Source organism: Schleiferilactobacillus harbinensis DSM 16991, assembly GCF_000425885.1.
In the GTDB taxonomy this organism is placed as follows: domain Bacteria; phylum Bacillota; class Bacilli; order Lactobacillales; family Lactobacillaceae; genus Schleiferilactobacillus; species Schleiferilactobacillus harbinensis.
Genome location: NZ_AUEH01000024.1, coordinates 19,915 through 41,525, shown reverse-complemented (window position 1 = coordinate 41,525; position 21,611 = coordinate 19,915). Strand labels below are relative to the sequence as shown.

Genomic DNA, 21,611 nt, shown 5'->3' with positions numbered 1-21,611 from the left:
GATTCCTTTGCGCAGGTCCGTTTTTCCGCAAATGATATAGATGTTAAGCTCTTGGATATTGGGGAACATTGCCTGTCAACTCCTGGAGCACCACGTGCAGAATTGCCCGGTCAACACCGGTGTAAAACACGACCTCGGCGTCCTTGAGCTTCACTCGTGCCGCAACCTGCGGTTTGACCAGCGGCTTCGGCGACCGGTCGGTCACCTGGATCGGCACGATATCTTTGATTTGAACCATGAAAGGCCTCCTTGTTTACTTGATAAACCAAGTTTACAAGGAGGCCTGCACCGGGTCACGATACCTATGTCAACGACCGCTTACCGTTTAACGACCTCTTACAACGAACTAGGTCCCGGTGCCTTTTGCAAAAAAGGCAGCCCCTCATAAAAGGGGCTGCCGGTATACTGAATTGTGCTGGTAATTCCGTTGTGCCAAAATACTACCGATCGTGCCGAATGGGCTGAATGCCCACACTCACGGCTAAAGCCCGGTTCACAGCGACCATCTTGGTCCGCCGCAAATGGGTCACCTTGTACTTCAAACGCTGTTTGTCGATCGTCCGAATCTGCTCCAGCAGCACCACGGAGGGCCGGTCGATGCCGTCCTCCGCTGGTGTGAGTGCCACATGGGTCGGCATCTTCGGCTTTTGAATTTTGGCGGTAATGGCCGCGACAATAACAGTGGGACTGAAATGATTGCCCACGTCATTCTGTACGATTAATACTGGTCGCGAACCGCCCTGCTCGGATCCCACGACTGGGGAAAGATCCGCGTAATAAACGTCCCCGCGATTCACTTCCTGCGCCAACTTATGGCCCCCCTTAATCCGGCAGCACACTACGGACTAAATAATGCGCCGCTCATCCTTTTCTTCCGTCGCTGCATAGTCGGCGGAAATTGCCCGATTGATCGGACCCATCTCTTTGTACCCGGCGGCCAGCTCGCTGGATCGGGGCTGGGCGGCTTCTAAGTACTGGCGGAGTGCAGCGTTAATGACGGTCTCTTCATCCACCATATTCGTATGACTGTAGGTACGCAACTGTTCATTGAGCAATGCATCCAAATGGATCTGGATTTTTTTGTTTCCCATTGTGTGTATACCCCCACTAAAACCAACCAGCAATGACCCGCTAGTCGGCCTGTACGTTCCCAAACCAATACCTAAAAAACAGGCTTACTCGTTAATATACCGGCGCGGTAAGCGTTGTGTCAAGATGCAGCATAATTCATAGTGGATCGTATGCGAGTAATCGGCCACGTCCTGCATGCTCACTGTGGCGCCATGATCTTCCCCCACCAGCGTAACGGTCGTCCCCACTGACAGCTGTTCCGGCAGGCGAATCATGAACTGGTCCATACATATTCGGCCGACAATCTCACAGGGCTGGCCATTGACCAGCACGTGGAACCCTTGCAGCCGGCGCAGCCAGCCATCGGCGTAACCCAGCGGCACAGTGCCGATCCATTCGTCACCGGCCGCATGATACGTCGCTCCGTAACTGACCGCGTCACCCTTGTGCAGCATTTTGACAAAGGTCAATTCGCTGGTCAAGCTCAAGGCCGGCTGCAGCGGATACGGCAGCTCCGGAATACCTCGGCCAGAGGGGTTCAGGCCATAGATGGCGACGCCGAAGCGGACCATGTTGCCATTACAGGCCGCATGCCACAAACTGGTGGCGGAATTTGACACATGGACATACTTGGGCCGACTGGGCAAAACAGCGACCAGTTCGTTAAACCGCTTGGCCTGCTGTTTGAAATACGTCGTATCCTTTTCATCCGCCGTGGCGAAATGGGTGAAAATTCCTTCGGTGATGAAGGTGTCTTGGTGGGCCGTCAAATAATCGCAAGCCGCCCTCAGATCAGCTTCTTCTCGAAAACCGATCCGACCCATGCCGGTATCCAAGGCAATATGCACCTTCAATGGTGTATTGGCGTGGGCGGCTAAGTTCTCAGCCGCCGCCTGGAGCCACTCAAGGGTGCCGAACGTTAATGATACGTCGTTGGCCGCCGCGATGGCCGCCTCATTGGCCGGAGTGATGCCCAGCACCAGAATTGGTTCAGTAAAATGGGCCGCCCGCAATTCAAGGGCTTCGTCCAGCAAGGCCACACAGAAGCCCGTGGCGCCAGCCGCCCGACAGGCCCGAGCCACCGGCACAGCGCCGTGACCATAGCCATCGGCCTTGACCACCGCAAACAATTCACTGCGCCCGTCCAACCGCTTGATTTCTTCCTTAACATTATGCCGAATCGCTGCCAGGTCCACTGTTACTGTGGCCGGCCGCAACTTACCCACTACCATTAAGTGTCACTTCTTTCTAAGATCACTTCCGTCATCGCCATCGTATCCGTATGGGAAATGGATACGTGGGCGATACCGGCGAAGGGGTGCTTGGTGACTACCGGGCGGCCCTTATCGTTATCCAAGATCTCAATGTCTTGGAAGCCAATGGGGCCGAAACCAGTGCCATAGGCTTTACTGTAGGATTCTTTGGCGGAAAAGCGGCCGGTCAGATATTCACCCTGACGTTTCTCGGACAGGGTCTGGTAGACCGCATATTCAGCAGCGGTCAAGATCCGTTCCGCGAAGCCATCCCGCCGACCGGCTGCTTTTTGCACCCGATCAATGTCGGTGATATCCACACCGATACCTGCAATCATGTCGTGCACCTCCAACTTTGAACTGGGTCAATTTTATCACGAACCGGGAATGGGCACATCCTTTAAAACGGGCTCCGGCGACCAGAAGCTAGCGCCCTCTCGCAAAAAACGGCCAACCATTTCTGGCCGACCGTGTCATTTAATAATTAAGCGTTCGTCTTTGAACGGGCTTTAAAATTATGCTTCGTATCGCTGGACCGGCTGCCGCCGCGGGAATAGCCGCGCTTGTTGTCCCGGTCATTACGCCGGTTGTTATTCCGGTTCTTACCGTAATGGCGCTGGCTGCCCTGCTTGTCAGAGCGGTGATGCGATGCCTTGCGGAACGGCAGCGGCCGTTCCGGTGTAATCGTGACTTTGACATCCGATGCATCCTTGCTGACACTCTTCAAGTAAGCCGATACGAGTTGCAGCGGGGTATATTGCTCCAGCAATTCTTCCGCCACATCGTCGTACTTCTCCAAGTCGTCATCAGCAATCGTTTGCACGATGTCTTCCTTAGCACTGGCCAGCTGACCAGCTAAGGCTTCAGCTTCCGTCGGCGGCTTGAGGGGTTCCATCCGCTTCTTGGTCAATTCCTCGATCGTCCGCAGATAGCCCATTTCGTTGGGCGTCACAAAGGTAATCGATACCCCGTGCTTCCCAGCGCGGCCCGTCCGGCCGATCCGGTGGACATAGCTGTCTGGATCTTGGGGAATATCGTAGTTGAAGACGTGGGACACACCGGAGATATCCAAGCCCCGGGCGGCGACGTCAGTAGCCACCAGAATGTCCAATTGGCCATGCTTGAATTGCTTCAAGACGTCCATTCGCTTCTGCTGGGACAAGTCGCCATGGATGCCTTCGGCGTTGTAACCGCGGGCTTGCAGGCCACGGGTCAGTTCATCGACTCGCCGCTTGGTCCGGCCAAAGATCAGGGCCAATGAAGGATCTTGCACGTCGATCAGGCTGGTCATGACATCGAATTTCTCATATTCCCGGGCCCGCACATAATATTGATCGATCAGATCGGCGGTTAATTCCTGGGACTTGATCTTAACGACTTCCGGATCGTGCATGAACTTGTCAGCGATGCGCATGATCGGTCCCGGCATGGTGGCCGAGAAGAGCAGCGTCTGGTGGGCATTCGGGACGTACGTCAGAATCTTCTCGATGTCTTCAATGAAGCCCATGTCGAGCATTTCATCCGCTTCATCCAGAACGACGGTGTGCACGCCTTCCAGCTTCAAGGTGTGGCGGTTCAAGTGGTCCAGGAGCCGGCCGGGCGTCCCGACAACGATTTGGGGACCTTCCTTCAAGTTGCGGATCTGCCGGCGAATATCGGCACCGCCGTAAACGACCTGCACCTTGGCGTGCTTGTCTTTACCTAAGCGGTACAATTCTTCTTGCGTCTGCACGGCCAGTTCCCGCGTGGGAGAAATAACGATGGCCTGGACGCCCCGGTTGTTCATATCGATCTTTTGTAATAACGGCAAACCAAAAGCGGCTGTCTTCCCCGTACCGGTCTGGGCTTGTCCAATGACGTCCTTACCCGCCAACACCAGAGGGATCGTCCCTGCCTGGATGGGGGTGGCTTCTTCGAAGCCGGCGCGCGAGATAGCCTTGAGCAGTGTGGGGTCTAAGCCTAGTTCATTAAAATTCAAAAAATAGTTCCTCCTTGTGTGAAAAACAGGGACCCCGTTCCGAAATATGGGCCACACGAATGCGTGCGCGGAACTGGTTCCCCCAGAAAGTCCCAAAGTTCGGGACATCAACGAAGTTGCATTCTTAATATGTTAGCACGTTCGGTAATGGAGTGCAAGCTTTCTGAAAAGCAGTTAGTGTTGTGCTGTCCGTTTCAGAAAGGCTCACAATTTCGCCAGCACATTTTCCAGATGCATCCCATGACTGCCCTTGATCAGGACCAAGTCCGGATTGTGGATCACCGCCTGCAGGTCGTGCAGCAGCGCATCCTGCTCCCCCACGGGATAATAATGCAGCGTGCCGGCCGAATACTTTGGCTGCAGGGCTTCGGCCAAAGCCTTGATGTCTTCGCCATACAGAAAGACCTGCTGGATCTCCGCCGGATCGATTGCGGTAGCCAAACCGGCATGCAGCGCGGCAGAATGGTCGCCTAATTCGAGCATATCCCCCAGCACGATGATCCGCTGGCCATCCGTGGGCACCTGGACAAAACTGCGCAGAACATCTTTCACCGCCGTCGGGTTAGAATTATAGACATCCGACAAAATTTGTTCGCCATCGTCGCCCCTGATCCATTGCGCCCGGTTGGCAGTTGGCACAAACTTGCGCAAGGCCTGAGCAATCTTCTCCGGCAAAACATGGAACTGACGGGCAACTTGAATCGCCGCCAAGGCGTTGAAGATGTTGTACTCGCCCATCATCGGAATGGTGAACGTCACGTCAGCCCATTTATTGGTCACAAATTGTGTCTGTTGGGCATCGGCTTGCACGCTGATTGGATAAATATCGTTAGCGGTTGTGTCGCCGAACGTCTTTTTGTTCTGCGGCACTGCTTTAGCCCGCTCTTGCAGCAGCGGTTCATCACCGTTGAAAATGAACGTCCCATCGGCGGACAGCCCCTGGACAATTTCCATCTTAGCATCGGCAATTTTATCCCGCGTCCCAAAGAACTCAATATGGGCTTCGCCAATCATCGTGATGACAGCGACGTCTGGTTGAGCCAGCTTGGTCATATGGGCAATTTGCCCAGGCCGGTCCATGCCCATTTCCAGTACCAAAACTTCCGTGTTGGTCGGGGCATTGAGAATCGTGTAGGGCAAACCAATTTTATTATTGTAGTTGGCATACGTCTTAGCCACGTTATACTGGGTAGCCAGAATCGTCGCGATCATGTCCTTAGTCGTCGTCTTGCCGTTGGATCCGGTCACGGCCACGACCTTGGGATTGATCTTATGCAGATAATGGGCGGCTAATTCCCACATGGCAGTCAGCGGATCGGCCACTTGAATCACGGGAAAATCAGCCGGCACGTTCTCGGTATGGTCCGCCTGCCAAAAGGTGGCGGCAGCGCCGGCGGCAATCGCAGCGGGCACAAATTCGTGGCCGTCCCGTTCGCCCATCAGCGGCACAAACAGCATGCCCGGATCGATCTGGCGGGAATCAAAGGTGACCCCGGTGACCTCGCGATCAGCAAACTTCTTGGCCACTGCTGGGGCGTGCAGGGCATTCACAATTTCGGATACTTTAAAATGCATGGGTTGTCTTCTGCTCTCTAATAGTTTTTCTCAATATTCCGCCGGTGGTCAAACTGTTTCTGGCCTAACGTCATCAATTCTTCCAGCAAATCGCCGTAGTTGATGCCGGTATACTGCCATAAATAGGGATACATGGAATATTGGGTAAAGCCCGGCATCGTCTGGACTTCATTGATAAAGACATCACCGCCGTCGCTGACAAAGAAATCGATTCGGCACAGACCGGCGGCAGAAAGTTCCATAAAGGCCGTCTGGGCGATTTTCTCCAACTGGGACGTGGTCTCCTCCGGCAGCTTGGCGGGGATGATCAATTTGGTCTGGCCTTCAACGAACTTGGCATTGAAATCGTAGAAAGACCGCGTCTTACCGATCTCACCCGGTACAGACATATTCAGGTCATCCCGGTTGCCGAGCAAAGCTAATTCGATCTCCCGGGCGTTAGGTACACCTTGTTCAACAAGGATCCGGTCATCATAGTGAAACGCAAAGTCAATGGCATCAGCCAGCTTGGCGTCCTCCGTCACTCGGGTAATCCCAATACTGGACCCGGCGTTCGCCGGCTTCACGTAGAGGGGATACAGCAGCCCGCCCTTAACGCGGTTAAGAAAGTCCGTCCGCGCCGCCTGCATTTTCCAAGCCGTGTCGTCGATCCATTCGTAAGGTACTTGGGGCAAATCAGCATCCGCAAAGATCTGTTTAGAAATAATTTTGTCCATCGCACTGGCACTGGCGCGTACGCCATTGCCCACGTAAGGGACGCCGACTGTTTCCAGCCAGCCTTGAATCGTTCCATCTTCACCATTAGTCCCGTGCAGCATGGGGAAAACGATCACGTTGTCGGCCTGCAGCCGGCGCCAATCCAAAGGGACACCCACAGAAGTCTTGGCCTGCCGCCATTGGGGCGTACTGCCTTCTTCTAAGTATAGGGAGGTGCTGTCCGGCAGCGGTGCCGTCAGCGACGCACCGCTTAAAAAGCGGCCTTGCTTCGTGATATAGACAGGCACCAGGTCATGGTATTCGTAATAAATATTTTCAACGACCGACCGGGCGCTCAGGACCGATACGTCATGCTCTGAACTGACTCCGCCGTAAAGCAAGAAAACTGTGTTATGCATTGACATCTTCCCCGTTCCTTTCTGTGCTGGGCGCCACAAAGCGCCATTTCTGCTGTTTTCGGGCATATTTCAAGGATCCGACGAGATCATCCTCGCCCCGCAGCCACGTTTGATCCGTTAACAGGAGTTTGCGTTTCAATTGATAGAGCGGAATTTCGTAATCCTTCTGATGCACACGAATATCATCGAAACTGAAGAGCACGCCGTCGATCAATAACGGCCGCAACGTGACCCACAGATGATCCGGCAGCGGGGCAATCGTGTCGTTGCGCAGCTTGCGCCAAAATCGCTGCTCGACTTCGCGCTCCCGCACGTGCCGAGCGATGGCATGATCCAGACTGACAAAGAATTGATCCAAGTTCCGATAGTAGATCTTTTGGGTCCCGTCCGGGCGATCCAAATAGACGTATTGGTTGCCCAACTTGTAGTAGAAAGGTGGTGTGATGTGGTTGTACGCATGCCCTAAATAGAGCATTTCGGCCACCTCTTGCGGGGTGATCTGATCAAGATAAAGGGTGTGCTGGTAATCGATCCACTTTTTGGGACTGATTTTGCTGTCCTTCAAATAAGCGGCGACGTCTTCTTCGCCGGAGATGACATTGAACCCAGTATGGGGATCCACCATTTCTTGGCTGTTGACGGGCGTCAGCAGCAGTAAATGGTGGGGAATGTCGGGCATGCCTGCGAGAAAATCGTCGGCGTTCATACCATACGAGACGGTTAGGTTTGAGACTGTCTCAAGATGGACGTACAGCACTGTATTCACCATGAACCGATCAATACTCCTTTACCTCAATTGTCCGCAAATGTGTCTAGACCCGTAGAATACTCTACTTTAATGGTGCGAGGAGTGCAAGCGAACAAAGGCTAGGCGGTTAGGGGGGCGAGTCTGGGCCTTGATTGCCGTGCCAATGCGGAGCAAGCGGAGGCTGAGGGGGCTCAGCCATGGAAACAGCTGCAATCTTGCGCCGGTTTTGCGCAAGATTGCAGCTGTTAGGCGACTTTGAGACCGCGTCCCTCAGCGGGCTCAAAGCGCCGTCATGGCTAGCTACGCCTTCAGCTTCGCACTTGCTGCGCGTCGCCAGCCCCCTCAGCCGTAGATTGCGCAGCATTGGCACGGCGTACAACGCCCTACCTAACCGTCTGCATCAAAAAAAGGCCCCCTGATAGAGAGCCTTACCAGCCAAATAAAAATTACTTGGCGTCTTCGGTTTCTTCTTCCGGCTTCTTGTTGGTGTCGGTGAAACCATACTTCTTGTTGAACCGATCGATTTGGCCGTCGGCTTGGGTGAACTTTTGCTTCCCAGTATAGAACGGGTGGGAATCAGAAGTAACTTCGACCCGGATCAACGGATATGTCTTACCCTCATAATCAATCGTTTCCTTGGAAGTAGCCGTCGAACCAGAAACGAACTTGAAGCCCGTGGATGAGTCCATGAACACAACTTCGTGGTAATCGGGATGAATTCCTTGCTTCATTAGTTGTACACTCCTTTGCCCTAAATCATTTGCTGAAATAGAGATTGCTTTACTTATACACAATAGTGTATGGTACCACGCGGGCCGGGCCAGCGTCAATCAGTGTTCATCGGCGGTTTCGTAATCGGCCATGGTCACATCAGCGCCAATCGCCCGCAACTTGTCCACCACGCGGTCATAACCGCGCAAAATATTTTCCACATTAATAATCGTCGTCGTGCCATCGGCCATCAGTCCGGCCAGCATCAAACAAGCACCGGCGCGGATCTCATCCGCGGAAACAACGGCCCCATGCAAATGGTCGACGTGGTGAATAATGATCACGTCGTTCTCAGTCTTGATGTCCGCCCCCATCCGGCGCAATTCCGGAATATGGCGAACGCGTTTGGGATAAATCGTGTCGGTAATCAGGCTTTCGCCGTGAGCCTTCATGAGCAGCGGCGTGATTGGCTGCTGCAGATCCGTGGCGAACCCTGGGTATGTCCCGGTACGGATCTGGACGGTGTTTAAGTCGCCTGACGGATAGACAAAGATACTGTCCTCGTCAATTTTCATCTTGACGCCCATTTCTTCCAGTTTCGCCAAATAAGCATCCAAGTGTTCACTGATAATATTTTTGATGATCACGCCCTCGCCCACTGTGGCGGCGATGGCCAGATACGTCCCGGCCTCGATCCGGTCAGGAATGATTGTATGCGCATTCTTAGCGCGTAAATGGGGCACGCCCTCGATTCGAATGACGTCAGTCCCGGCCCCCCGAATCACAGCGCCCATGTTATTCAAATACGTTGCCAAGTCGATGATCTCAGGTTCCTTGGCGGCATTCTCAATGACTGTGCGGCCATGAGCCCGCACGGAGGCCAGAATAACATTGATAGTCGCGCCTACAGATACCATATCGAAATGGATGCGAGCGCCATGGAGTCCCTCAGTGGGCGATTCGATCACCACCACGCCGTTATCATTGGTGACTACTGCGCCAAGGGCTTCAAATCCCTTGACGTGCTGGTCAATGGGCCGGGGACCGATATCATCCCCGCCAGGCAGGCCGACCACGGCCTTGCCAAAGCGCCCTAATAACGCCCCCATGAAGTAATAACTAGCGCGGAGGCTCTTGATCTTGCCGTTGGGCAGGGGTTTAAATTCAATTTTTGTCGGATCAATCGTGAGTGTATCTTCGGTCATACTGCAATCAACGTTCATTTCACCCAGAATGGCCATGAGGTTGGTCACATCCTGAATATGGGGTACACCATCCAGTACCACCGGTGTTTCGGACAGGATAGCTGCTGGAATCAAGGCTACCGTGCTGTTCTTGGCGCCGCCGATCGTTACCGATCCGGCGAGAGCCTTACCACCATGGATAATCATTTTTTTCATCGCGTTTAAAATCCTTTATCGTTAAAAGTGCGTTCACTAGAAGGGCCTGCGTCGTACAAAACAGGCATACTTCACTATGATAAAGAATCGGGAGCAAAAAAGCCAGCCCTTGAAAGGGCTGACTTGATTTGTTTTCAGCAATACTGCCTTATTTTGTTTCGCTGCTTTCTTCCCGGACGTCTTGGTTATCAACTTCCGGCAGGTCCGAAGCCGCGCCAATGAAGGCCTTGTAGATCGGTTCCGGACGATTGGGCCGGGAGAGAAATTCGGGATGGTATTGGACCCCAACGAAGAACTTGAGTTTCGGCAATTCAATGATCTCAACCAGGCGATTGTCCGGGGACACGCCGGCATAGATCATGCCCTTCTTAGCGAAGAGATCCCGATACTTGTTGTTGAATTCGTAGCGATGGCGATGACGTTCCATGATCACGGATTGATTGCCATAGGCCTCAGATACCAGCGTCCCGGGCTTCAGCTTGGCTGGGTAGGAACCCAAGCGCAGCGTCCCACCCAACTTGGTGACGTCTTTTTGGTCCGGCATCAAGTCAATGACGTTATCCGGCGTTTCTGGATCTACTTCGGTGGAGTTGGCTTCCGGCAGACCGGCGACGTGACGGGCAAATTCTACAGTGGCCATTTGCATGCCCAGGCAGACCCCAAGGAACGGTACATTGTGTTCCCGAGCATATTGAATCGCCAAAATCTTGCCTTCAACCCCGCGATTGCCGAAGCCGCCGGGAACGATAATTCCCTGGGCGCCAGCCATCAATTCGGCCACGTTGTCTTCAGTGACATTCTCCGATTGGACCTTCGTCAATTCAATTTCTGAATCATAGGCAAAGCCAGCGTGCTTCAAGGCTTCGGTAACCGAAATATACGCATCTTGGAGCTCCACGTACTTGCCGACCAAGGTGATCTTGGTCTTGTGGTGCAGATGCTTGACCCGTTGTTCCAAAGCCTTCCACTTCGTCATATCGGCCTTCGGCGCATCAATATGCAATTGGTCGCAGACGATCTGGTCCATGCCCTGGGCTTGGAGCATCAGCGGCAAGCTGTAAAGTACGCTGACGTCCCGGGACTCGATGATCGCGTCCGGATCAACATCACAAAGCGTCGCAATCTTATCCCGCATTTCCTGGGTGATCGGCTTTTCAGTCCGCAGTACCAAAACGTTGGGTTGAATGCCAAGACCGCGCAGTTCCTTAACGCTGTGCTGGGTAGGCTTAGTCTTCATTTCACCAGCGGCCCGCAAGTACGGTACCAGGGTCACGTGGATATAGGTGACGTTTTCGGCGCCGACTTCCGACTTCATCTGGCGCAATGCTTCAAGGAACGGCAGGGATTCAATATCCCCCACCGTACCGCCGATTTCCGTAATCACGACATCAGAATCCGTCGTGGTGGCGGCCCGCATGATCTTGTCCTTGATCATGTCGGTGATGTGCGGAATGACCTGCACCGTGGCGCCTAAATACTCGCCTTGGCGTTCTTTGGCCAATACTTCAGAATAAATTTTCCCGGTTGTGACGTTTGAATACTGGTTCAGATTGCTATCAATGAAGCGCTCGTAGTGACCAAGATCCAGATCGGTTTCCGCGCCGTCCTCGGTCACGAATACCTCACCATGCTGGTAAGGATTCATGGTCCCAGGATCCACGTTGATATAGGGATCAAACTTCTGTAAGGTCACCTTCAACTCGCGATTCTTCAATAAACGACCCAGTGACGCAGCAACGATACCCTTGCCCAGTGAGGATACAACCCCACCAGTAATGAATACATACTTGGTCATGTGTTAACTCCTTCATTATTAATTTGCCGGGAACAATTAAAAAACAAAGCAAGCTCCCTATTCAAAAACGAACAGGGAGCCTGCAACCGTTACTCTAGATATAGAGTGCCCAAAAAGTATCCTACTAAAAAATCAGTGGTCCGTCAACTACTTGGCCTTCGATGAGTCATCATCGTCGTCATCGTCATCGCTGTCATCACTGGCCGAATCGTCATCGGCGGAGAAATCCGGGCCGTTGTCGGCACTATCATCCGTGTCGTCATCGTCGTCCGAAAACTCCTGCAGTTGGCCTTCGATACCGTCTGTCAAGCTATCGTCAGTATCGTCATCGTCGTCGGCATCATCATCGGCCGGCACATCCTTAACGAACTTATCCGGCGCCGCATCGGTATCATCGTCTGCGTCGTCTTCATCATCGTCATCGTCGAAATCGTCGTCTTCTGGATCATCATCGTTATAGTCGATGACATCATCATCGCTGTCAACATCTGCCAGGAAGGCATTGACCTTCTTGCGCTTCTTGCGGCGCGGACGATCTTCATCGTCTTCGTCGCCATGGTTGACCGCTTCATCCACCGAATCAAAGGGATACCAAGAGCGCAAGCCCCAGACATTGTCCCCGAGGGAGATAAAGCTGCCATCGACATTCAGATCCGTATAAAATTGTGATAAACGATCCCGGATTTCCTCGTCACTCTTCCCGAGATAGTTCTGGATCTCGTTGACCAAATCAGCAAACGGTATGGTTTCACCACGCTGTTTGAGAATGGCATGGGCAACTTCGATCATCGACAGTTCGTCTTTATTTTCGCCCTTAAAAACGTCAAGATTCAAGCGGATACACGTCCTTTCACAGTCTTAGAGTACATCATACGCTCCTAGGCATGGAAAATCAATTGCAACTGGTAATCCCCAATATACTCCCCGCCGGCCAATAGCTGATAGGCAATATCGATCTGCCCAGCCAACGGATCTTCCCGCAGCCGCACTTGCAGCGTCTGGGTCAGGGTTTCAATGGACAGCATCCCATAGGGGGTCCGATAACTGGCAATGACCCGTTTGCCGTCGCTGAAAAACAACTTGGAAAACGTGTCCCCACTGGATTTGCCCCGGGTCACCTGCACATCGCCATTGCTCATCAATTTCAACGTAACCGGCTGGTTATCGTCATTCGGGCCGCTTTCTGCATAGCGGATGTAGATATTGCTGCCCACCTGGGCCAGCGTGCCCTCCTCGTCGTACACGTGATGCTCTTCTTCGCCCTTCTGGGTAATATTCGTCTCTAAATGGATATTGATCGGGATTGCTGAATCTAGAACCACGACGGCACTTCCTTTCCATACACATACCTATTTCTATTTTACAGCACTTGGCCGCTGGAACAAACCGTCCCGCCTATTTGGCCCGACCCGCGTGGTATAATGATGAGCGTATTCAACACTTGGAACATTATAAGGAAGGACGCTTATGTATTCTTCACCTTTACTGCCGCGGGAAAAAGTTTTCCGCGACCCCGTGCATAACTATATTCACGTCGAGCACAAGGTCATTTTAGACCTGATCAATACCACTGAATTCCAACGGCTCCGCCGAATCAAGCAGCTGGGCACGAGCTCGTTCACGTTCCACGGGGCGGAGCATACCCGCTTCACCCATTCCCTGGGGGTGTACGAACTAACCCGCCAGATTTGCAATAACTTCCGTCATAATTATCCCACCAAGGCACCTGGTGACGGTCTGTGGGATGATGATGCCAATCGATTAGTCGCGCTATGCGCGGCGCTGCTCCACGACATTGGCCACGGCGCTTATTCCCATACCTTCGAGCATATCTTCGGCACCAACCACGAACACATCACCACAGAGATCCTAACCTCGCCGGAAACCGAAGTGAACCAGGTGCTGCGGGCGATTGCCCCAGATTTCCCGGAGAAAGTCGCCAGTGTCATTGACCATACCTATCCCAATCCCCAGGTTGTGCAGATGATTTCCAGTCAGATCGATGCTGACCGGATGGATTACCTCCTGCGGGATGCTTACAACACCGGGACCAAGTATGGCCTTTTTGACGTGACCCGCATTCTGCGGGTGATGCGCCCCTATTCCGAGGGCATCGCCTTCGAAAGCGATGGGATGCACGCGGTGGAAGACTATATTATCTGCCGCTTCCAAATGTATCAGCAAGTCTATTTCCACCCCGTTTCCCGGGGCATGGAAGTCGTCTTGCAGCATTTGCTACAACGGGCGAAATACTTATACGAACACCACCAGCTGGGGGAATTGACTCCCACTCTGCTAGTGCCGTTCTTTGAAAATGACTTTACCCTCCATGATTATCTCAATCTGGACGACGGAGTCTTAAACACCTACTTCATCTATTGGCGGGAAGACCCGGACGACACCTTGCGCGACTTGGCCCACCGCTTTTTGGACCGCAAACCGTTCAAGTCGGTCACCTACTCTCAAGAAACCCGGGCACTGATCCCCAAGATGCGGGACTTGATCAGTGCCGCCGGTTTCGACAAGGATTACTACGCCGCCTTGAATGACAGCTATGATCTGCCCTACGATGCCTACGATCCGTCATCTAAGGAACCAAAGACGCAGATCGAAATCATGGCTGAAGACGGCAGCCTGCGGGAATTATCCACCCTGAGTATGCTGGTGGCGGCTATTGCCGGCCGTTCCACCGGCGATGAGCGGTTCTATTTCCCGAAAGAAATGCTGGCCAAGAGCGATGGCGGCCTGTTTACCCCAATCTATCAAGAATTCCAGAGCTATATCCATAACGGCGCTCTGGCGTTTCCCCAAAGAAAGGAATCAACCGATGACGACCTATAAAATAGCAGCTGTGGACCTGGATGGCACGCTGCTCAATGAACACAGCCAATTGAATCCCCGCACCATTGCCGCGGTCAAGGCAGCCAAAACCCGCGGCGTGCACGTCGTGATCTGCACCGGCCGGCCGATGACTGGAGTGCGCCATTTCCTGGAAGACTTGGATCTGCTGGGCGATGACGATTATGTGATCACTTTCAACGGCTCGCTGGTACAAAAAACGGCTGACGAAAGCGTGCTGGTCCGGCATACGCTGGCTTACAACGATTACGTAGACCTCGAATACTTGGCCCGCAAGCTGGGCAGCCACATGCATGCTGAAGACGATCATTTCATGTACACCACCAACAAGAATATCAGCCCGTATTCTGTGGGGGAAAGCTATCTGGTGCAAATGCCGATCCATTATCGGACGATTGACGACTTCGCCCCCAGTAAGCGATTCTCCAAAGTGATGTTTATTGATGACCCGGAGATCGTGGATAAAGTCGCCCACAGTATCCCGCCGGAATATCAGGACCGCTACCACTTCGTCCGATCGGAACCCTTCTTCTTGGAAGTGCTCAATCCTAACGCCAGCAAGGGCAATGCCCTGAAAGGCTTAGCCAAACGGCTGGGCGTGCCCATGGCGCAGGTCATGGCCTTTGGCGATCAAGGCAACGACCTGAGCATGATCGAAGCCGCCGGCACCGGCGTTGCCATGGCCAATGCCACGGACGAAGTCAAAGCAAAAGCCCAGATCATCACCGCCTCCAATGTGGACGACGGCGTGGCCCAGGCTCTAGAAAAATACGTACTGGCGGATTAACCGGAATCAGTCGATGCCCTGCTGGTGCAGCCAGCGGTCCAGCGCCCAGCGATGGGACGCCCGTTTCAGGGCAAATTGGGCAATGACAATCGGCTGCCAGGTCATAATATTGAAGTCCTCCAATGGGGGGGCTATTTTTTTATACCCGGTAGTCGCAAAGAAATAGCCGGGATTATAATACGCCGTTCGGCGATGCCGAGAATAGTAATAATCGGCGGCTTCACCCAAATAATGCGGCGGATCAATGGTCACCCCGAATTCTTCCTTCAATTCCCGGGTAAGGGTCGTTTGCTGATCCTCCCCAGCCTCCATTTCGCCCCCGGGTAAAATCAGCGCCCCATTGGGGGCCGCCAGCGTTAAGATCCGCTGGCGGGCGGTATCGGGAATCACCACATAGGCCCCGATCCGCGTGGCATAGGGCATGTCTTTCGGTAACGTGCCAAATGTCGGAATGTCTGGCATGAACACTCATCTGCCTTTCTTCAAACCGGCCAGCATCGCGGCGACGGCCGTCTGCAGAGCAGTCAGTTCTGCCGCCGTAATCACGGGTGCCGGTTCGTTGGTCCCACTGTAAAGCAAGTACTCGGCGTTTTCAACCACCGGCGCGAAATGATCCGCGGGCAGGTGCAGGGTCTGGCCCAAGCGCTGATAATAATCGGCCAAGGTCTCTCCCGCCGGTCGGGACAGGAAATGCCGAGCCTGGCGGTCAAACCGGCGAAAGACAGTGGGAAATGGCTGCTCAGCGGCATGCCGCAGCCGCCATTGGGTCCAATGCAGCCTTAACCGGCGGCGCTGCCAAAAGGCCAGAGCCCCAGCTAAAGCCAAACTGCCCGCACCGATACCCAGAGCAATCAGCGGCCAGGGCAGCGCGCCCGGGGTGCTGGTCAGATTCTGGGCGGTACTGATGCTGGCAGCGGCTTGCTGACTGCTGCGCCGCGCGGCGGTACTGCTGCTGCTCGTACTGCTGACACTGCTGCTGCTCGTACTGCTGCTGGTGTCGTCGGTGTTTTGCGCCGTCTGCTGACGCTCATCAGGATTGGTGAACCCCGGGGTGGGTTCAAACGGAACCCAGCCAATACCGCTGAAATAGACTTCTGGCCAAGAGTGCGCCGCCGAGTTGAGGATCTGGTAGGTATACCGGCCACCGCTGGCTTGCCCCACCTGGTTGCCGCCGTTGAAACCTTTGGCCCAGCGGGCGGGAATTCCGACACTGCGCAGCAGCACAATCATTGCCGAGGAGAAGTTATCGCAATATCCCGTTTTACTGGAAAATAGAAAATAATCAACATAATCACGGCCTTTGGGCGTCCGCGGCGTGTCTACTTTCGAATAAATAAACTGGACCCCATCCCGCAGATAATCGCGAATCGCAGTAACCTGATCATAATATGTCGCCGCGTTGCGCGTGATTTGCTGGGCCAATTGGCGTGTCCGTTTAGTCACCAATTTGGGCAATTCCAGATCCGTTCGAAATTGGTTGGGCTCGGCAGTCATCATCGGACTCGGCGCATTCTCCAATTGTTGAATCGTGTAACGATATTTTTGATAGCTGCCCGTCAATCGGCTCACCCCAGCCAAGGGACGCAGCCGCCCGCCCGTGATCAATCGATTCCGGGTGGTCGCCCAGCCCATAAAGACATTGCGCTGCTGCTGATCCACAGAGTCCAAAGTGAGCTGCCCGTAAGGCAGCGGTACATAATCACTGGCTGCCGTAAATGCCATGGTCAGCACGTGGCGGGTCGTACTGACTGGGGCCGTCATCCCGCCAGCCGGCAAAGTGGTCGGCAGGCCCTGCAATCGGCTGCCGCTATCACCGATACTGCTGATCCAGCCGCGACCGGTGTAATCATCCTTGGTTTCGACACGCCAATAGTGATCCTCGTAATCCTCAGCGGTAAAAACCACTGAGTTGTCATCGAACAGCGGCCCGCCCAGATCCGTATCATCTTCAGAAAAACCAGTGCGGGCATCCCCGGCACCGAACCGTTCCAAAGACTGGAAGAAACCAGCTGTATTCAGCTGATTGCGCAAAACGGCTGTATTATCCACCAGCGGAGCAGTAAGAGCATTCAACGTCGTATGCGGTGCCGCTGCCACCTGGAGCAGCCCGCCGGCCGCCGCGGCCACCAATCCAGCGACCGCCACCAGCGGCCAGCGCAGCCGCTGCTTTTGCAATTGCTGCACCAAAGCCAAAACAATGGCCACCAGAAACTGCTGGAGCACAGTCACCGTCAAGTCATCGCCATTGAAAATATTCACCGCGGTGAGGTACAGAACCAGCACGATCAGGGTGACCGGCCACAGCCGATAGCGAACAAACAGAATCATCAACGCCGCCACCACTGCCAGGATCAGCACCAAGCTTAGCAGCGGCGGCACGGTCGCAGAGGATTGAATGAAGTAGCTTTGCAGACTGTCCTGAAACCGAGTCGCCAGCATGGCAAACCAATCCGCCGACAACTGACTGCGGCCGGGAAATAGCAGGTAAATCGGAATAAAGGCGGTTAAAACCAGTCCGCCAAGGGATAACGGCCACCAGCGGTGCTGCCAGCGCCAGGGCAGCACGCAGAGAATAGCGAGGCCAATATAGAGGTATAGGGGCCATTCAGCCGCCAAGTGATTGACCTTCACAAAGGTGGGCACGGCGAGTATCAGCAAGAGCGCATGAAGCAGGATACCCACTGCCCCTAAGGCGCGCGTTGTCCAACGGCTCATGATGACTGCTGCTCCTTTCGTTGAATCATACTGCCGGTCAAACGGCCATCGGGTCCAACCGCCGCCTGTACGATCTGCGTGCCCTGCCCGCTGGTAGCCAGCGGGGCGCCAATGGCCACAATAGTGGCATCCCGCAACGGGGTTTCTCCCGGTGTCCAGACCGCAGCCGCCGCTGGCGCTTGATACGCCGCGGCAATTTGGGTCGATACCTCGTGGGCATGGGCCCACGTACCGGCCTGGGTCGGCCACCAATACCAAACATTGGTCCAATTGCGTGTCGCCTGCTGCAGGCCAAAGAATAACGCCCATTCCTGTTCATTGAATGTCTGCGCATTGGCGTTGAATACCACGTGAACAAAGGGGGTGGGCTCCGGCGTCAATTCTCGAATCATCGTATGCCCGACCCGGGCAGACACGCGCCAATCCACTACCCCCAAGGGATCACCGGGAATATACTGGCGGTAACCCTGCAGCGAATATGGGTCCACCAGCCCGGCCCGCTGGCGGGCACGCAGCGCGCTCAACATCGGCAGCAGCTGGCGGACCAGTGCTGCCGGCACCGACGGATATACCGTCACGTCAGCCGGGACCACGACCCGTCGGCCTTTGCTCAGCAAACCGAACAAATCCTGACTGCGTACTGGGACCCGCAGACTCGTATATATTCCGCGGGAAAATTAGGCCTGAACACTGATCGCCGCTGGCCGTTTGCCCAGCAGCGTGACTGGTGCCAGCCAGCCCGTGTGGTCCTGCGCCTGCCATTGCGGCTGCCATTGCCACCAGCGGCGATTCGCCACCGTCCCAGTCAGCGAAAAAGGCGTATCGGCCGGCCGTTCAACCGGCCGCAATCGCCAAACCACACTGGTCAGCGGCCAAATGAGCTGACCGAGACACAGCAAAAAGACGAAAACAAAGGCGTACCACACCGCCCAGATCATCGTCGTATTAAAGATGGCCGCTAAACCAAAACTGCCGGCCAGAATCAGCAAAAACAGAAGCATCCCAGCAAACCGTTTGATCCTCCCCATAGCAATCACACCGTCGGTACAGGCGTCGCTTGCAGAATATCTGCAATGATGCCCGGAATCGGGTCATCCCCCACACTGCCCTGGTTCAGAATCAAACGATGATGAAATGTCGGTCCGATCACTGTCTGGATATCATCCGGGATGCAATACTCCCGACCCATGCACAGCGCATAGGCCTTCGCCGCATTGATCAAGGCCATGCCGCCCCGGGGCGAAATGCCCAAACGGATGCGGGGATCTTGACGAGTGGCATCAATTAGGTGCCAGGCATAGTCAATCAACCCATCACTGACGTGAACTGCCGCTGCCAATTCTTTCAAATGATGCAGATCGGCAGCATCAATTACCGGTGCGACATCTTCGATATGGGCTGCCGGATCCGCCCCAGCCAGCAGCTGCCGCTCCGCCTGCTCATTCGGATAACCTAAAGATAATCGGAACAAGAAGCGGTCGATCTGAGCCTCCGGCAATGGATAGGTTCCTTCATAATCTGTCGGATTCTGCGTCGCCAAGACGAAAAAGTCTGGACTCAATCCATAAGTTGTGCCATCCACCGTAACTTTTCGTTCTGCCATGGCCTCCAGCAGAGCCGCCTGAGCTCGGGGCGTTGCCCGGTTGATTTCATCCGCTAAGAGTACCGTCGTGAAAACGGGGCCCCGACGGAATGAAAAATCATGCTGAATCTCATCATAGATGGTCACCCCGATGATGTCGCTGGGAAGCAGGTCTGGAGTAAACTGGATTCGCCGAAAGGGCAATTGCAGTGCGTTGGCCAAGCTGCGCACTAGCGTGGTCTTCCCGACCCCGGGGATGTCTTCAAACAACACATGCCCACCCGCCAGCATGGCGGCAATCGTGAGCATAACTTGTTCAGGCTTGCCAATAACCGTTTGCTCCACATTCGCGGCAATGGCGTCAATACATTCTTTAGCACTCACACTATCTGATATGATCACGATCCGCACTCCGCTTTCTATAATTAAGTCGTTATCTTCATTGTACCGGATTTGGCAAGAAAAGTGGCTAAAGAAGGCGCGCGCTCCGTATAATGGAATTAGCACCATTTATTGAAAGGAGCATCTGCGATGATCAAAGAATTCAAAGAGTTTATTTCCCGAGGGAGTGTCATCGACCTAGCCGTCGGCGTGCTGATTGGGGGTGCCTTTAACGCCATCGTCACTTCACTGAACGATACCCTACTTTCCCCGTTAGTCGGGTTATTCACTGGCGGGCTGAGTCTAGAGAAGAACTTGATCCTGACGATTGGCAAAACCCATCTCCGCTTCGGGGCATTCTTGCAATCGGTGATCACGTTCTTGATTACGGCATTCGTCATTTTCTTGATCGTGAAGGCCTTGAACAAGCTGCGCAAGCCGAAAAAAGCGGCTCCAGCCGGCCCGACTGAGGCGGATTATCTGCGGGAGATCCGGGATTTGTTGGCAGAGAAGGAAAAGCAGGAGTAAGCGTTCTGTCGACTGCCGGGCCAATGCTGCGCACAAATTTGAAATCCCTTCTTGGAAAAAAAGCACCCGTTGCCGCCTTCATTGGCGGAACGGGTGCTTTAGATTTACTGCCTAGGCTTGATTCTGTAACTGATGCTGAATACTGAATAACGGACTGACCGGCTCGTTTTCGTAGATTCGAACAATGGCTTCGCCCAGCAGCTTAGCTACTGACACTTGGACCATCTTGTCGATCTTCATTTCTGGCGGCATCTGGATCGAGTCCGTCACCACCAGCTGTTTGATGCTGGAGTTTTGAATTCGATCAATAGCCGGGCCGGATAATACCGGGTGAGTACAGCTGGCATAGACTTCAGTAGCACCAGCATCCTTCAAAGCTTGCGCCGCCAAGGTGATCGTACCGGCAGTATCGATCATATCATCGATAATGATCGCCCGTTTGCCCTCGACATGGCCAATGATATTCATCACTTCGGCCACATTTGCCCGCGGCCGGCGCTTATCGATAATGGCCAGCGGCGTCTTCAGGAACTCAGCCACTTTACGCGCCCGGGTCACGCCGCCGTGATCCGGAGAAACAGTGACGGCTCCCTCATTCAAGTGGTGCTGTAAGAAGTAACTGGCCAGCAATGGCGCGCCCATCATGTGGTCGACCGGAATATCGAAGAATCCCTGGATCTGAGCTGCATGCAGGTCCAAGGCGACGATTCGGTCGGCCCCAGCACGCTGCAGCATGTTGGCCACCAGCTTCGCCGTGATCGGTTCGCGAGCCCGGGACTTGCGGTCTTGCCGCGCATAGCCGTAATAGGGAATGACCGCATTGATGGTCCGAGCGCTGGCCCGGCGCAGGGCGTCAATCATAATCAGCAGTTCCATCAAATTATCGTTCACCGGTGCCGACGTGGACTGAATCAAGAAGACGTCTGCGCCCCGAATACTTTCATCAATGTTGATTTGAATTTCACCATCAGAGAATCGGCTGACGGACGACTTGCCGAGTTCAACGCCCACTGTCTTCGCAATGCCTTCAGCTAAGGGTTTGTTCGAATTCAGTGCAAAAATCTTTAATTTCTCGCCGAAACGATTTTCAACCATGTTTGCCTCCGCTTTTCC

23 protein-coding genes are annotated in these 21,611 nt (G+C 54.1%); 3 read left to right on the top strand and 20 right to left on the bottom strand.

Annotated elements, in window-relative coordinates; translation table 11 throughout:
- Positions 1–43: 43 nt before the first annotated feature.
- From H627_RS0108640 to H627_RS0108570, 14 genes are all read right to left on the bottom strand, one after another.
- Positions 44–238, bottom strand: a complete 195-nt coding sequence (locus tag H627_RS0108640; RefSeq protein ID WP_027827606.1) for a hypothetical protein — start codon at positions 236–238, stop codon at positions 44–46.
- Between the two features lie 202 nt (positions 239–440).
- Entirely contained in the window at positions 441–809 is a 369-nt protein-coding gene (locus H627_RS0108635) for a type II toxin-antitoxin system PemK/MazF family toxin (protein WP_027828640.1), read from the bottom strand.
- A 36-nt stretch (positions 810–845) separates the two neighbouring features.
- Complete coding sequence (locus H627_RS0108630; RefSeq protein ID WP_027828639.1) at positions 846–1,091, bottom strand: hypothetical protein; 246 nt, start codon at positions 1,089–1,091, stop codon at positions 846–848.
- A gap of 84 nt (positions 1,092–1,175) precedes the next feature.
- Positions 1,176–2,303: an alanine racemase gene (gene alr / locus H627_RS0108625; protein ID WP_027828638.1), complete on the bottom strand. Its 1,128-nt coding sequence runs from the start codon at positions 2,301–2,303 to the stop codon at positions 1,176–1,178.
- Positions 2,303–2,662, bottom strand: coding sequence for a holo-ACP synthase (gene acpS, locus H627_RS0108620; RefSeq protein WP_027828637.1), 360 nt, complete (start codon positions 2,660–2,662; stop codon positions 2,303–2,305). Before acpS ends, alr begins: the two co-directional genes overlap by 1 nt.
- Positions 2,663–2,808: 146 nt before the next feature.
- On the bottom strand, positions 2,809–4,302 hold the full coding sequence (gene cshA, locus H627_RS0108615) for a degradosome RNA helicase CshA (RefSeq protein ID WP_027828636.1): 1,494 nt from the start codon (positions 4,300–4,302) through the stop codon (positions 2,809–2,811).
- A 204-nt stretch (positions 4,303–4,506) separates the two neighbouring features.
- On the bottom strand, positions 4,507–5,877 hold the full coding sequence (locus H627_RS0108610) for a UDP-N-acetylmuramoyl-tripeptide--D-alanyl-D-alanine ligase (RefSeq protein ID WP_027828635.1): 1,371 nt from the start codon (positions 5,875–5,877) through the stop codon (positions 4,507–4,509).
- A gap of 17 nt (positions 5,878–5,894) precedes the next feature.
- Positions 5,895–6,992 carry a D-alanine--D-alanine ligase family protein gene (locus H627_RS0108605; RefSeq protein ID WP_035440433.1) on the bottom strand — a complete coding sequence of 366 codons (1,098 nt, stop codon included), beginning with the start codon at positions 6,990–6,992 and terminating at the stop codon, positions 5,895–5,897.
- Entirely contained in the window at positions 6,985–7,761 is a 777-nt protein-coding gene (locus H627_RS0108600; RefSeq protein WP_027828633.1) for a hypothetical protein, read from the bottom strand. Before H627_RS0108600 ends, H627_RS0108605 begins: the two co-directional genes overlap by 8 nt.
- Before the next feature lie 425 nt (positions 7,762–8,186).
- Positions 8,187–8,471, bottom strand: coding sequence for a type B 50S ribosomal protein L31 (locus H627_RS0108590; RefSeq protein ID WP_027828631.1), 285 nt, complete (start codon positions 8,469–8,471; stop codon positions 8,187–8,189).
- Between the two features lie 99 nt (positions 8,472–8,570).
- On the bottom strand, positions 8,571–9,851 hold the full coding sequence (gene murA / locus H627_RS0108585) for a UDP-N-acetylglucosamine 1-carboxyvinyltransferase (protein WP_027828630.1): 1,281 nt from the start codon (positions 9,849–9,851) through the stop codon (positions 8,571–8,573).
- 148 nt (positions 9,852–9,999) lie between these two features.
- Positions 10,000–11,646, bottom strand: a complete 1,647-nt coding sequence (gene pyrG / locus H627_RS0108580; RefSeq protein WP_027828629.1) for a CTP synthase — start codon at positions 11,644–11,646, stop codon at positions 10,000–10,002.
- Between the two features lie 147 nt (positions 11,647–11,793).
- Positions 11,794–12,480 (bottom strand): DNA-directed RNA polymerase subunit delta, encoded by a 687-nt coding sequence (gene rpoE / locus H627_RS0108575; RefSeq protein WP_027828628.1) that lies wholly within the window; start codon positions 12,478–12,480, stop codon positions 11,794–11,796.
- 44 nt (positions 12,481–12,524) lie between these two features.
- On the bottom strand, positions 12,525–12,968 hold the full coding sequence (locus H627_RS0108570) for a YwiB family protein (RefSeq protein WP_027828627.1): 444 nt from the start codon (positions 12,966–12,968) through the stop codon (positions 12,525–12,527).
- 145 nt (positions 12,969–13,113) lie between these two features.
- On the opposite strand from H627_RS0108570, the gene H627_RS0108565 reads away from it, so the two are divergent.
- On the top strand, positions 13,114–14,487 hold the full coding sequence (locus H627_RS0108565) for an HD domain-containing protein (protein WP_027828626.1): 1,374 nt from the start codon (positions 13,114–13,116) through the stop codon (positions 14,485–14,487).
- Positions 14,474–15,292, top strand: coding sequence for a sugar-phosphatase (gene yidA / locus H627_RS0108560; RefSeq protein ID WP_027828625.1), 819 nt, complete (start codon positions 14,474–14,476; stop codon positions 15,290–15,292). The genes H627_RS0108565 and yidA overlap by 14 nt, the downstream gene beginning before the upstream one ends.
- 6 nt (positions 15,293–15,298) lie before the next feature.
- On the opposite strand, the gene H627_RS0108555 is transcribed toward yidA, so the two are convergent.
- The 5 genes from H627_RS0108555 to H627_RS0108535 are packed head-to-tail and all read right to left on the bottom strand — an operon-like array spanning position 15,299 to position 19,985.
- On the bottom strand, positions 15,299–15,754 hold the full coding sequence (locus tag H627_RS0108555; RefSeq protein ID WP_027828624.1) for an NUDIX domain-containing protein: 456 nt from the start codon (positions 15,752–15,754) through the stop codon (positions 15,299–15,301).
- A 6-nt stretch (positions 15,755–15,760) separates the two neighbouring features.
- Entirely contained in the window at positions 15,761–18,007 is a 2,247-nt protein-coding gene (locus H627_RS19245; RefSeq protein ID WP_051225301.1) for a transglutaminase TgpA family protein, read from the bottom strand.
- Positions 18,004–18,624 carry a DUF58 domain-containing protein gene (locus H627_RS0108545; RefSeq protein WP_027828623.1) on the bottom strand — a complete coding sequence of 207 codons (621 nt, stop codon included), beginning with the start codon at positions 18,622–18,624 and terminating at the stop codon, positions 18,004–18,006. The genes H627_RS19245 and H627_RS0108545 overlap by 4 nt, the downstream gene beginning before the upstream one ends.
- A gap of 60 nt (positions 18,625–18,684) precedes the next feature.
- Positions 18,685–19,035 (bottom strand): hypothetical protein, encoded by a 351-nt coding sequence (locus H627_RS0108540; protein WP_146994195.1) that lies wholly within the window; start codon positions 19,033–19,035, stop codon positions 18,685–18,687.
- Positions 19,036–19,040: 5 nt separating this feature from the next.
- The gene (locus H627_RS0108535) at positions 19,041–19,985 is read right to left on the bottom strand and encodes an AAA family ATPase (RefSeq protein WP_373880564.1); all 945 of its coding nucleotides are present in this window, start codon (positions 19,983–19,985) and stop codon (positions 19,041–19,043) included.
- A 135-nt stretch (positions 19,986–20,120) separates the two neighbouring features.
- On the opposite strand from H627_RS0108535, the gene mscL reads away from it, so the two are divergent.
- Complete coding sequence (mscL, locus tag H627_RS0108530; RefSeq protein WP_027828620.1) at positions 20,121–20,498, top strand: large conductance mechanosensitive channel protein MscL; 378 nt, start codon at positions 20,121–20,123, stop codon at positions 20,496–20,498.
- 111 nt (positions 20,499–20,609) lie between these two features.
- On the opposite strand, the gene H627_RS0108525 is transcribed toward mscL, so the two are convergent.
- The gene (locus tag H627_RS0108525) at positions 20,610–21,593 is read right to left on the bottom strand and encodes a ribose-phosphate diphosphokinase (RefSeq protein WP_027828619.1); all 984 of its coding nucleotides are present in this window, start codon (positions 21,591–21,593) and stop codon (positions 20,610–20,612) included.
- Between the last annotated feature and the right edge of the window lie 18 nt (positions 21,594–21,611).